The organism is Mesorhizobium sp. M7A.F.Ca.CA.002.05.1.1 (assembly GCF_003998335.1).
Classification (GTDB): domain Bacteria; phylum Pseudomonadota; class Alphaproteobacteria; order Rhizobiales; family Rhizobiaceae; genus Mesorhizobium.
Genome location: NZ_RZQI01000121.1, coordinates 1 through 10,383 on the forward strand (window position 1 = coordinate 1; position 10,383 = coordinate 10,383).

A 10,383-nucleotide genomic window follows, 5' to 3' on the forward strand; every position below is an offset into this window, starting at 1 on the left:
TGACCGCGCCGGAACGCGCCGAAGACACCGTCGCCATGGCCAAGATCGTGTTCGGCGACGATTTCGTCGAGAACAACACGGTGCTGACCAGTCTGATCAACGCCAACTCGCCGATGGTGTTCGACGAGACCATGCTCGGCGCTTTGAAAGTCTATGCGCGCCACAACCAGGCTTGCATCGTCACGCCGTTCATCCTTGCCGGCGCGATGAGCCCGGTGACGGTGGCCGGCACGCTGACGCAGGTCCTGGCCGAAGTGCTGGCCGGCGCCTCGTTCACGCAGCTGATCCGGCCGGGCGCGCCGGTGCTGTTCGGCACCTTCGCTTCGTCGATCTCGATGCAGTCGGGCGCGCCGACCTTCGGCACGCCGGAGCCGTCGCTGGTGTCTTATGGCGCCGCACAGCTGGCGCGCCGTCTCGGCCTGCCGTTCCGTACCGGCGGTTCGCTCTGCGCGTCGAAGGTTCCGGATGCTCAGGCGGCCTATGAAAGCGCCAACACGCTGAACTCGACCATCCTGGCCGGCACTAATTTCGTGCTGCATTCGGCTGGCTGGCTCGAGGGCGGGCTGGCGTCCTGCTATGAAAAATTCATGATGGACATCGACCAGCTCGGCATGACGCAGAAGTTTTCCGAGGGTGTCGACCTGTCGGAAAACGGCCAGGCGATGGACGCCATCCGCCAGGTCGGCCCCGGCAGCCACTATCTCGGCTGCGACCACACCCAGGCCAATTTCCAGACCGCCTTCTACCGCTCCAACATCGCCGACAACAATTCCTACGAGCAGTGGCTGGCCGAAGGCGAGAAGACAGCGCCGCAGCGCGCCAACGAGCTTGCCCGCCGCTGGCTGGAAAGCTACGAGGCGCCGCATCTCGATCCGAGCATCGACGAAGCGTTGAAGGACTTCATCGCCAAGAAGAAGGGGTCGATGCCCGACGCCTTCACTTGAAAGGAGCCCGAATCAGGCGGGGCTAAAGTCGCCAACATCATCCACAAGGAAGTCTGGCGGAGCGCGTTCTCCGATCCGGTCAAGAAGGAATGATTGCGCGTCGCGGCATGATCGAGGAGATCACGGCCGCGCTTGGCGCCAACGGCCTCATCCTGCGCGGCGGCTTTGTGTTCCCTGGCGACGAGGATGCTCCACATGGCACCTCGGGCGCGCCAGCAAGGTCCGTGCTGCTGGTGGGGCAGGCGGGGGCGGCACCTTGGCCGCATTTCCTGCGCTGGCGCGAAAACCAGCCACGGACAATCGCCGATCCGCTCGACAACTGGTCGCGGCAGGTCATTGGCGCCGTGGCCAATGAATTCCAAGCCCGTGCGGTTTCGCCTTCCGACAAACCCTATCTTCCGTTCCAGCAATGGGCGATGCGGGCCGAGGGTTTAAAACCGTCGCCGCTCGGCATCCTCATGCATCCGCAATACGGGCTTTGGCATGCCTATCGCGGTGCGCTGCTGTTCGAGGACGAGATCGCGCTTCCGGAGCAGGGCAAGGCGATCCACCTTTGCGACACCTGTGTCGAGAAACCTTGCCTGAGATACTGTCCGGTCGATGCCTATTCCACGGAAGGATTCGCCTACCAGTCCTGTCTGGCGCATGTGCGAGGAGCGAAGGGCGAGCCGTGCCGCAGCGGCGGCTGCCTTGACCGCAATGCCTGCCCCTATGGCATCGCCTATCGCTATCCGGCTGAGATCCAGGCGTTTCACATGGCAAGCTTTGCGTCAGCCGCCGACTGATCGGCGCCATAGCTTGGTGAGTTTCTATCTCATGGTAGTGAGTCAGTTTGAAATCTAAGCTTTGAATATCTCAGCTAGGAGTTCGATAGCCCGCTCCTGAGTCAACTCTGGATCCCAAGGATCGGATACAGAGATTGCCTCACGCTGGCGATCATCAATCTTAGGTCCCAACACCTGATAATATACATCGCGAATAATCGGGAGGAATTTGGCCTGGAATTGATTGAGTTCGGCCTTGCTCCGCTCTTGATGGAGAAAACTGACGGCGTGAGCCAATAGGAACTCTAACTTGGCGAATTCGGTAGGATCGAAATCATAGCTCTTCATGGCGGCGGCATAGCATATTGAAGTCAAGCTGTCCGCTTCTTGTAAGGGCCGCGCAGCACCGGCTTCTCAATTTCCTTCACTTCGATCAGCGCAACAATGTCACCAATCTCGCAAAGCTTTCATGATAGGGCGTCTGGGTGCATTGATTTAGTACCGGAAAATGTTCGCGGCTTTAGCGAGCATCCATCATGCCCTTCGATGTGTTCGAAATGAGCGCGCATCCCATTGTTACTTTCGCGGTGAGCGCGAACAGCACCATGACACTCGGGGCAGCGCTTTGGCAGGTCCGGGTTAAGACCAAGAGCTTGCTCAACGTGCAAGGGCGCCCAACCGTTTCGTGTCTTAGTTTCGGATGTGTCATCCATGCCTGAATTATCGCATTCAACGCCGGCCATTCAAAGGCTGAATTTCAGACTGACCCACTACCATCTCGATCAGTAGCTTGACGGCAGCCAGGAGTAGGCCTATTCATCAAGTCATCTGATGACTTGATGAATAGGTCGATGCAACCTGCTATCCGAACCAATCTCACCGACAGCGCCACCGAGAGCCTGCGCGCTGAAATCGTCAGCGGCCGCTGGGGCGTCGGCGAGCGTATCCCCAACGAGGCAGCTCTGACCAACCTTCTGTCGGTCAGCCGCGGCACGGTGCGCGAGGCGGTGCGGGTGCTGGTCTCGCAGGGATTGCTGGATACGCGCCAGGGCTCGGGCACCTATGTGCGCTCCGCCGTCGATACCTCTGCCGCGCTCGACCGGGTCAAGCGCAGCGGCCTGCGCGATCAGTGGGAGGCGCGGGCAGCGCTGGACCTCGAAGCCGCGAGGCTCGCCGCCTTGCGCCACACGCCAGCCGACCTCGATCGGATGCGGCAATTGCTTGCCGCGCGCGGCACTGTCGCCGAAGGCGGAAGCGAAGCCTTCATCCGGCGCGATCTCGCCTTCCACAAATCGGTTGTCGCGGCGTCCGGCAACAGGGCGATGATGGAGCTCTACGACTTCTTCACCGCTGCCATCACCGAGACCATCCATGCCACCATCGACGGCGATCTGCCCGAGCCGGACCACCAGGCGCATGCGGCAATCGTCGACGCCATTGCCGCGAGCGATCCCGAGCGCGCCGTTGCCGCCGTCCGAGCCTTCATGGCGCCGGTGCTTGCCCAACTTGAAAGACTGCTTTCGCAATGAACCAGAGTTTTCGTCAGCCTGATCCGAAGGCCGAGGTCGAGGGTCTGGAACTCATCGGTGCCGAGGCCGACAGCCTGCCCATGCCGCAGCCGCCTGAACTGCGCAGCCGTGCGGCGCGCATCGTGCTTGGCGCGAGCCTTGTGCTGATCGCCTTCAGTCTGCGGCCGCTGTTTTCGAGCCTGTCGGTGCTGTTGCCCGAGGTGATGCAGGCAACCGGGCTGTCGACAACGGGCGCCAGCCTGCTGACGACGCTGCCCGTCCTGTGCCTCGGCCTGTTCGCGCCCTTCGCGCCAAGGCTTGCGCAGCGCTATGGAGCCGAGCGCACTTTGCTCGGGGCGCTCGCCTTGCTGGTGCTGGGAACCGGCCTGCGCTGGTTCGGTACGGTTCCTCTGCTGTTTGTCGCGACTTTCCTGGCCGGCGGCGCCATTGCCATCGGCAATGTGCTGCTGCCGGGCCTGGTGAAGCGCGATTTCGCCGACAGGGCCGCCGTCATGACCGGGCTCTACACCATGGCGCTCTGCGCCGGCTCGGCCGCCGCCGCCGGCTTCACGCTGCCGATCGAGCATTTTGTCACCGGTTCATGGTCCGGAGCACTTGCTGCCTGGGCGGTGCCGACCCTGATTGTGTTGCTGATCTGGATTCCGCAGGCGCTGGGCAGCCGGCGGCAAGTGAGCCATCAAGGCTTTCGCGTCGTCGGGCTTTGGCGCGATCGCCTGGCCTGGCAGGTGACGCTGTTCATGGGGCTGCAGTCGGCGCTCGCCTATTGCATCTTCGGCTGGCTGGCGCCGATCCTGCGCGAGCGTGGCTTCGATGCGGCCACCGCTGGCGCCATGGTTTCGGTGTCAGTGATGGCGCAGGTCATCACCTGCCTCGCCGTGCCATCCTTTGCGATGCGGCTGAAGGACCAGCGCGGCATCAATGTGGCGCTCGTTGCCACGGCGGTGGTCGCGCTGCTCGGCATTCTCTTTGCGCCGACCTCGACGATGCTGTTCTGGGCGGTCCTGCAAGGCATCGGGCAAGGTGGCCTTATCGCGGCTGCCATGAGCTTGATCGTGCTGCGTTCGCCGGATTCGCATGTCGCCGCGCATCTTTCAGGCATGGCGCAAGGCGTCGGCTATGTGCTGGCGGCATTCGGTCCGCTGCTGGTGGGCCTGATCCGCGACTGGACCGGCAGTTTCTCGGGAACGGCGTTCCTGTTCGTCGCGCTCGGGCTTGGCGTAGCCATCATGGGGCTCGGTGCCGGCCGTGCGCTGCATGTCGGCGCGCGGACCGTGCGCGAGGGCGAGCAATAGCGTCCGCAATCCTGCACGAAATGTTGACTGCCACGCCCCGGGAATGCCTTGCCGTATGGCCTTGCGCGGATATGTATCGCGCATCAGTCGAACGGAGCGGGCGATGACGAAACACGACATTCAGATCAAGACCAGGGATGGTGTTGCCAATGCCGGGCTTTTCCACTCGGCAAACGCATCTCCTGCCAAGGCCGGCGTCATTCTCTATCAGGACGCCTTCGGTCCGCGGCCGGCGCTCGACGGTATGGCCGAGCGGCTCGCGAATGAAGGCTATGCGGTGCTGGTGCCCGACCTATTCTACCGCAATGCGCCCTACGGGCCGTTCGACGCCAAGACCGCCTTCGCCGAGGAAAAGACCAAAATCCCGCTGATGGCGCTGGTCACCGGCACGACACAGGAGATGACCATCAGCGACAGCGGTGCGTTCCTCGACGCGCTTGCTGCCGAGGGCATCACCGGGCCGATCGGCACCGTCGGCTATTGCATGGGTGGCGGCCGGGCGTTGAACGCCGCCGCTAACTATCCCGACAGGATAAGGGCGGCCGCAAGCTTCCATGGCGGCAATCTGGCCAGCGACGCCGCCGACAGCCCGCATCGCAAGGCAGCCTCCATCAAGGCGCGCGTCTATGTCGGCATGTCGGGTGTCGACAGAAGTTTCCCGCCGGAACAATCGATGCGATTGGAGGAAGCGTTGCGGGTTGCGGAAGTCGACCATGTCATCGAGAACTATGCCGGGATGGCGCATGGCTGGTGCGTGCCCGATCATAGCGTTTTCAACGCCGCGGGTGCCGAACGCCATTGGAAGCGGCTGACGACGTTGTTCGCCGAGACGCTGATCTAAGGCAGCGGTCGCGCCCCTGAGCAGGACGCTACGCGTCTTTGAACCAGAACGGCAGCCGATGCGGCAAAGAGTGAGCGATGCTTGCCCTTTCGACGGCGGCAGATGACTTTCACCTTGCCGCCGCCGGATCGGGCAGCACCTAGGCGTTTGCCTTGCGATAGGCTGCTACGACAAGCCAAATTGCGGAAAGCAGAAAGTAAAACGCGCCGAACCCGGCATAAGGGGCGATGTCCAGAATCGTCGGCGCAGCCGTGCCGAGGGATCGGCTGATCATGAAGCCGCCGGCGAGGGCCGACTGCTCACCACTGAGGATCATCGGCCATTGTGCGCCTTGGTAGCGCCAACGCTTTAGTCCCGTGTTCAGCTGCAGCAGGCCTGAGAGGATCGCCCAAACCCCAAACACGGCCAGAACGGCATACATGCTGTTGTTAACCGCCACGATGACGGCGAGCGCCGTTATCGTGCTGACCACGACATTCAAAGCCTGGGACGAGTTGGCCTTCAGGCCGCCATTTACCCTGGCGTCAACCAGATTGGCGAGAGCGTCCCATGCCGGGTAGATCACGAGCAGAAACGCGGTGGGACCGGGTTGCCCGTTGAACAGGATGGCGGCAGCAACCCAGGCGATAGAAAATATGGCGCGTGCGAAATAATAGGATCGTAGCCATCCGGACCGGGTGAAAGATTGGTTTTGCATTGGCAGATTCCTTGTTGCTGTCTACCTATTAGTAGGTAGACAAAACCCCTAAGTCAACCCAATGTCCGGAACACCTCCCTGTGAGAATCGGGAACGATGCAACCTTGACAGTTCGCCTACCAGAAGGTAGGCGGCGATATGAAATCAATGGCTTCGACTTCAGAAAAGATTCTCGATGTCGCGCAGTCTCTCATCGTCGCGGGAGGCTACAACGGGTTCAGCTATGCCGATATCTCGGCTGACATCGGCATCAGGAAGGCGAGTATCCACCATCATTTTCCGACGAAGGCCGAGCTGGTTTCGGTGCTGGTGGATCGTTACAGGCGGCAGGCCGAAGTGGGTTTGGAGTCTCTCCGGGGAGAACTCTCAAGCCCTGCTGAACAACTGCAGTCCTATCTGAACTATTGGCGGACATGCATTCGCGATGCCTCGCCGTCGTTCTGCGTCTGCGCGATGCTCGCCGGCGAGATGCAGATGCTGCCGGAAGAGGTGGCGTCACGCGTTCGTGCCCATTTCCAAAATCTCGCGGGATGGCTTACGTCGGTGCTGCGGGCTGGAATGGAACAGGACTTGTTCCGCTTGAACAACCGGCCGGAGGAGGAGGCCCAGATGCTGATGGCATCGGTTCACGGGGCAATGCTGTCCGCGAGGGCTTTCAGCGATCCCGGGCTGTTCACCATAATCGTCACCCCCCAGATCACCAGGCTGCTGGGACGGGATTGCTAGAAAACTATCGGGCCAAAGTGGTATCAGGCAGCGCAAGTGGCGCGCCCCAAATGAGTTGGTCGAGCGGGAACGAATAGCCTGATGCAATCCTATGATGTAGTGATCATCGGCGCGGGTGCCGCCGGAATGATGTGCGCCGTGGAGACGGCCAAGCGCGGCCGTTCGGTGCTGATCCTCGATCATGCGACGGCGCCTGGCGAGAAGATCCGCATCTCCGGCGGCGGCCGGTGCAATTTCACCAACATCCATGCCAGCCCGCAGAATTTTCTGTCGGGCAATCCGCATTTCTGCATTTCGGCGCTCAGTCGCTACACGCAGCGCGATTTCATCGCCCTCGTCGAACGCCAACGCATTGCCTATCACGAGAAGACGCTTGGGCAGCTGTTTTGCGACGGCTCGGCGCGCCAGATCATCGACATGCTGGTCTCGGAAATGCAGGGCAGGGGCGTGGAGCTGGCGCTCTCGGCCAGCGTTGAGGATGTCCGCAAAACCGTGGAGGGGTTTGCGCTCACCCTCTCCACAGGCTTGGTTACTTGCCAGTCGCTGGTGGTGGCCTGCGGCGGCAAGTCGATCCCCAAGATGGGGGCGACCGGTTTCGGCTATGAGCTTGCCGAACGGTTCGGCCTTGCCATTGTCGAAACGCGACCGGCGCTGGTGCCGCTGACCTTCGACGTAAACACGCTCGAACGGCTGGCGCCCCTGGCCGGCAACGTCGTCGACGCGGAAGTCGCCTGCGGCAAGACGCGGTTCTCCGAAGCGATGCTGTTCACGCATCGTGGCGTCAGCGGGCCATCTATCCTGCAGATCTCTTCCTATTGGCGCGAGGGCGATGAAATCCGCATCGCCATGCTGCCGGCAGTTGACGTGGCGGACCTCATTCGGGTGGCCAAGCGAAGCAATGGGCGGCAAGCGGCACAAACGGTGCTGGCAAATCATCTGCCGAAGCGGCTTGCGCAGTCGATCGCCGAGCGCACCGGGATCGACGGCAACCTTGCTGATCTTTCCGACGCCCAGATGAAAACCATAGCTGCCGCAGTCAATGACTGGCGCATCAAGCCTGCCGGCTCAGAGGGCTACCGCACCGCCGAAGTGACGCTGGGTGGGGTCGACACCAACGGGCTGGACCAGAAGACGATGCAGGCGAAATCCGTGCCGGGCCTGTTCTTCATCGGCGAAGTCGTCGATGTCACGGGTTGGCTGGGTGGCTATAATTTCCAGTGGGCATGGTCGTCGGGCTGGGTGGCAGGCCAGGCGGCCTAGACTTGCGTCTGTGGCTTCGCCCCGGCAGCCGCTTTCTTCTTCTTTTTGGCCTGATTGTAATCGATCGCTGCGCGGACGAGCTCTTTTAAAGCGCCCTCATTGAGCCTGTCGCCCTCGAACATGTCGATTGCCCGCCACACCTTGCCGCCAAAACCATTGTTGAACAGATTGTCGGGGTCCGGCAGGCTGGCGCCATGGGAAAAGGTCAGCTTCACCTTGTCCTTGTGGGCGTTGCCGACCACGATGTTGCCATCGAGGCACCATACCGGGCTGCCCATCCACTTCCACTCCTCGACGATGTCCGGGTCGGCTGCAAGGATGGTCTTGCGGATGCCGGCGAGCGTATCGCCGCGCCAATCGATGAGGCCGGCGATCATTTGGTCGATATGTTGCGAGGGGGTCATTGGGTGTCTCCTGTGTCTCGACCCGTTTCAACCGCCGCCGTTACCAGCGCGCCAGCTGGGTGATCTGAACGAGGTTGCCGCAGCTGTCGTTCAACTGGGCGATGGTCGAACCGGTCGCCTCGGTCGGCGGCTGGATAAACGCACCGCCCTTCGCCTTGATGCGCTCGTAGTCGCCCTTGACGTCGTCGGTGAAGAACATGACCGCGGGCTGGCCCTGCTTGAAGATGGCTTCCTGATAGGCCTTGGCGGCCGGGTTGTCGTTGAGCGCGAGTTGCAGCTCGGTTCCATCAGGCTCTTCAGCCGAGGCCACGGTCAGCCAGCGATAAGGCCCGTTGCTGAAATCGGCCTTTTTGGTGAAGCCCAGCACGTCGGTGTAGAAGCGCAGTGCGTTTTCCTGGTTGTCCACATACACGCTGGTCAGCTTGATCTTCATGGCTCTTTTTCCTCTGTCATAGTCGGTCATTACGGGATCCAGCCGGGCAGGGCCGCGGCCTGCTTGATCCATTCCACCATCCTCGCCTCATCGAACGGATCGTCTTCGCGGATGTCGATCCAGCGCACATCCTTGCTCTTGGCCGTGCCGCCAGGCGGAATCGGCCGCAACGACGTGCCGCTGAAGAAGGTCACTTTCAAATAGTGGGTGAAGACATGGAAACTCACGAACCAGCCTTGGCCCTCGACGCCGTAGAAGGGCGAGTTCCAGCGCACGGCCTTGCGCACGTCGGGCACGTTGTGTTCGATGAGCGCGTCGAGCCGCTCGCCGAGGCCACGCTTCCAGCCCGGCATTGCAGCGATGTAGGCCTGCACCGGAGCGTCGCCGTCGCCCTTGGCGATTTGCGGGTTGCCACCCGAGAGCAGGACCGGTGCCGCTTTGGTCGACTGACCCTGCGTCTTGGTCATTCTACCCACTCCTATCCGCCGGCACGCTGCGCGCCGCGGCCCCTGGCGGCATAGGGCAGCACGAACATGTACAGGCCGCTGAACAGCAGCAGGAAGAGCGGCAGGAGCGGCGAATAGACTACCCAGGCGGGAGGCTGGCCGAATGCCATGGTGGCGAAGTTGGCGACAACGGTCAGCGTAAACATAATCGACAGCCAGCGATGAATTTGCCGAACCCACTTGTTCCTGTCCAATAGCTCCTCCTGTCAAAACAGACCGAAGCGGACCCGTGATCCGCATGTCGGCGGGTTCAATCCATCCGCGCCAGGACCTGACCCAGATTTGTAAAGTACTGCCGCCACCCACTCGTCGCGCCCCGATACGCCTGCTCCTGATCCGGCCGGAAGCCGGACTGTTCCATACGCAACCGGGTGCCCGTGCTGGTCGGCATGAGGGTCCAGGTGACGACACTCTCGAGGCCATAGGCCTGCCACGTGTAGGACAGTGTCTTGTTCAGCTCGACGGCTGTTACCTGACAGTCGACAACAATGCTCACGTCGGTTTGCGTTTCCTTTCGCAGATTGAAACGGTGGTCCACAACTGGCTTGAAGTCGTTCTTCATCAGCCATTCCTCGATCAGATGCGGTTGGGTCAGCGCGCGCCAGATTTTTTCCGGCGGATAGGGGATCTCACGTTCGACGACGACGGAGCGCGTTTCGGTCGCAATGTTGGTCATTGGTCCATTCTTTTGAGCAAATTTTCGAGGTCGTCGAACCGGCTCTGCCAGAACGCATTCATCTGGTTCGTCCAGTCGGTCAGCGGGGAAAGTGCTGCGATCTGGGCGCTATAATGGGTCTGCCGTCCTTGATGGCGGTCGCGCACCAGCCCGGCCTGCCTGAGTACGCCGAGATGCTTCGACACCGCAGGTTGGGAGACCCCCGACTGAGCCGTCAGGGCGCCGACCGTCTGCTCGCCTTGTCGGCACAGGCGCTCGAAGATCGCACGACGCGTCGGATCGGAGAGCGTTCTGAAGAGGATATCGTGAGC

At 61.7% G+C, this 10,383-nt stretch carries 15 protein-coding genes; 7 read left to right on the plus strand and 8 right to left on the minus strand.

Going from position 1 to position 10,383, the window contains the following annotated elements; translation table 11 throughout:
* Both EN939_RS08970 and EN939_RS08975 read left to right on the plus strand, forming a co-directional pair.
* The coding region (locus tag EN939_RS08970) for a trimethylamine methyltransferase family protein (RefSeq protein WP_206528276.1) at positions 1-944 on the plus strand (944 nt) is incomplete at its 5' end.
* A gap of 89 nt (positions 945-1,033) precedes the next feature.
* Entirely contained in the window at positions 1,034-1,729 is a 696-nt protein-coding gene (locus EN939_RS08975) for a 4Fe-4S dicluster domain-containing protein (protein WP_127267733.1), read from the plus strand.
* A 54-nt stretch (positions 1,730-1,783) separates the two neighbouring features.
* Here EN939_RS08975 and EN939_RS08980 read toward each other — a convergent pair whose 3' ends face one another.
* The gene (locus EN939_RS08980; RefSeq protein ID WP_127267734.1) at positions 1,784-2,056 is read right to left on the minus strand and encodes a hypothetical protein; all 273 of its coding nucleotides are present in this window, start codon (positions 2,054-2,056) and stop codon (positions 1,784-1,786) included.
* A 503-nt stretch (positions 2,057-2,559) separates the two neighbouring features.
* On the opposite strand from EN939_RS08980, the gene EN939_RS08985 reads away from it, so the two are divergent.
* From EN939_RS08985 to EN939_RS08995, 3 genes are all read left to right on the plus strand, one after another.
* Entirely contained in the window at positions 2,560-3,237 is a 678-nt protein-coding gene (locus EN939_RS08985; RefSeq protein ID WP_127267735.1) for a FadR/GntR family transcriptional regulator, read from the plus strand.
* Entirely contained in the window at positions 3,234-4,529 is a 1,296-nt protein-coding gene (locus EN939_RS08990) for a CynX/NimT family MFS transporter (protein ID WP_127267736.1), read from the plus strand. The genes EN939_RS08985 and EN939_RS08990 overlap by 4 nt, the downstream gene beginning before the upstream one ends.
* Positions 4,530-4,632: 103 nt before the next feature.
* Positions 4,633-5,370 carry a dienelactone hydrolase family protein gene (locus tag EN939_RS08995; protein WP_127267737.1) on the plus strand — a complete coding sequence of 246 codons (738 nt, stop codon included), beginning with the start codon at positions 4,633-4,635 and terminating at the stop codon, positions 5,368-5,370.
* Positions 5,371-5,509: 139 nt separating this feature from the next.
* On the opposite strand, the gene EN939_RS09000 is transcribed toward EN939_RS08995, so the two are convergent.
* Entirely contained in the window at positions 5,510-6,067 is a 558-nt protein-coding gene (locus tag EN939_RS09000; RefSeq protein WP_127267738.1) for a DUF308 domain-containing protein, read from the minus strand.
* Between the two features lie 138 nt (positions 6,068-6,205).
* Here EN939_RS09000 and EN939_RS09005 point away from each other — a divergent pair, with 138 nt between their 5' ends.
* Together EN939_RS09005 and EN939_RS09010 are read left to right on the plus strand one after the other, a co-directional pair.
* Positions 6,206-6,793 carry a TetR/AcrR family transcriptional regulator gene (locus tag EN939_RS09005; RefSeq protein WP_127267739.1) on the plus strand — a complete coding sequence of 196 codons (588 nt, stop codon included), beginning with the start codon at positions 6,206-6,208 and terminating at the stop codon, positions 6,791-6,793.
* An 81-nt stretch (positions 6,794-6,874) separates the two neighbouring features.
* Positions 6,875-8,053 carry an NAD(P)/FAD-dependent oxidoreductase gene (locus EN939_RS09010; protein ID WP_127267740.1) on the plus strand — a complete coding sequence of 393 codons (1,179 nt, stop codon included), beginning with the start codon at positions 6,875-6,877 and terminating at the stop codon, positions 8,051-8,053.
* Here EN939_RS09010 and EN939_RS09015 read toward each other — a convergent pair.
* From EN939_RS09015 to EN939_RS09040, 6 genes are all read right to left on the minus strand, one after another.
* Positions 8,050-8,457: a DUF1801 domain-containing protein gene (locus tag EN939_RS09015; RefSeq protein WP_127267741.1), complete on the minus strand. Its 408-nt coding sequence runs from the start codon at positions 8,455-8,457 to the stop codon at positions 8,050-8,052. The genes EN939_RS09010 and EN939_RS09015 overlap by 4 nt on opposite strands.
* A gap of 40 nt (positions 8,458-8,497) precedes the next feature.
* The gene (locus EN939_RS09020; protein ID WP_127267742.1) at positions 8,498-8,890 is read right to left on the minus strand and encodes a VOC family protein; all 393 of its coding nucleotides are present in this window, start codon (positions 8,888-8,890) and stop codon (positions 8,498-8,500) included.
* Positions 8,891-8,919: 29 nt separating this feature from the next.
* On the minus strand, positions 8,920-9,357 hold the full coding sequence (locus EN939_RS09025) for a DUF1801 domain-containing protein (RefSeq protein WP_127267743.1): 438 nt from the start codon (positions 9,355-9,357) through the stop codon (positions 8,920-8,922).
* Between the two features lie 11 nt (positions 9,358-9,368).
* On the minus strand, positions 9,369-9,590 hold the full coding sequence (locus tag EN939_RS09030) for a hypothetical protein (RefSeq protein ID WP_127267744.1): 222 nt from the start codon (positions 9,588-9,590) through the stop codon (positions 9,369-9,371).
* A 56-nt stretch (positions 9,591-9,646) separates the two neighbouring features.
* Positions 9,647-10,072: an SRPBCC family protein gene (locus tag EN939_RS09035; RefSeq protein WP_127267745.1), complete on the minus strand. Its 426-nt coding sequence runs from the start codon at positions 10,070-10,072 to the stop codon at positions 9,647-9,649.
* The coding region (locus EN939_RS09040) for an ArsR/SmtB family transcription factor (RefSeq protein WP_164750922.1) at positions 10,069-10,383 on the minus strand (315 nt) is incomplete at its 5' end. The genes EN939_RS09035 and EN939_RS09040, both read right to left, overlap by 4 nt.

Coding starts and splice junctions, on each gene's coding strand:
- EN939_RS08975 (WP_127267733.1), top strand. CDS start 1,034: ATGATTGCGCGTCGCGGCATGATCGAGGAGATCACGGCCGCGCTTGGC.
- EN939_RS08980 (WP_127267734.1), bottom strand. CDS start 2,056: ATGAAGAGCTATGATTTCGATCCTACCGAATTCGCCAAGTTAGAGTTC.
- EN939_RS08985 (WP_127267735.1), top strand. CDS start 2,560: ATGCAACCTGCTATCCGAACCAATCTCACCGACAGCGCCACCGAGAGC.
- EN939_RS08990 (WP_127267736.1), top strand. CDS start 3,234: ATGAACCAGAGTTTTCGTCAGCCTGATCCGAAGGCCGAGGTCGAGGGT.
- EN939_RS08995 (WP_127267737.1), top strand. CDS start 4,633: ATGACGAAACACGACATTCAGATCAAGACCAGGGATGGTGTTGCCAAT.
- EN939_RS09000 (WP_127267738.1), bottom strand. CDS start 6,067: ATGCAAAACCAATCTTTCACCCGGTCCGGATGGCTACGATCCTATTAT.
- EN939_RS09005 (WP_127267739.1), top strand. CDS start 6,206: ATGAAATCAATGGCTTCGACTTCAGAAAAGATTCTCGATGTCGCGCAG.
- EN939_RS09010 (WP_127267740.1), top strand. CDS start 6,875: ATGCAATCCTATGATGTAGTGATCATCGGCGCGGGTGCCGCCGGAATG.
- EN939_RS09015 (WP_127267741.1), bottom strand. CDS start 8,457: ATGACCCCCTCGCAACATATCGACCAAATGATCGCCGGCCTCATCGAT.
- EN939_RS09020 (WP_127267742.1), bottom strand. CDS start 8,890: ATGAAGATCAAGCTGACCAGCGTGTATGTGGACAACCAGGAAAACGCA.
- EN939_RS09025 (WP_127267743.1), bottom strand. CDS start 9,357: ATGACCAAGACGCAGGGTCAGTCGACCAAAGCGGCACCGGTCCTGCTC.
- EN939_RS09035 (WP_127267745.1), bottom strand. CDS start 10,072: ATGACCAACATTGCGACCGAAACGCGCTCCGTCGTCGTCGAACGTGAG.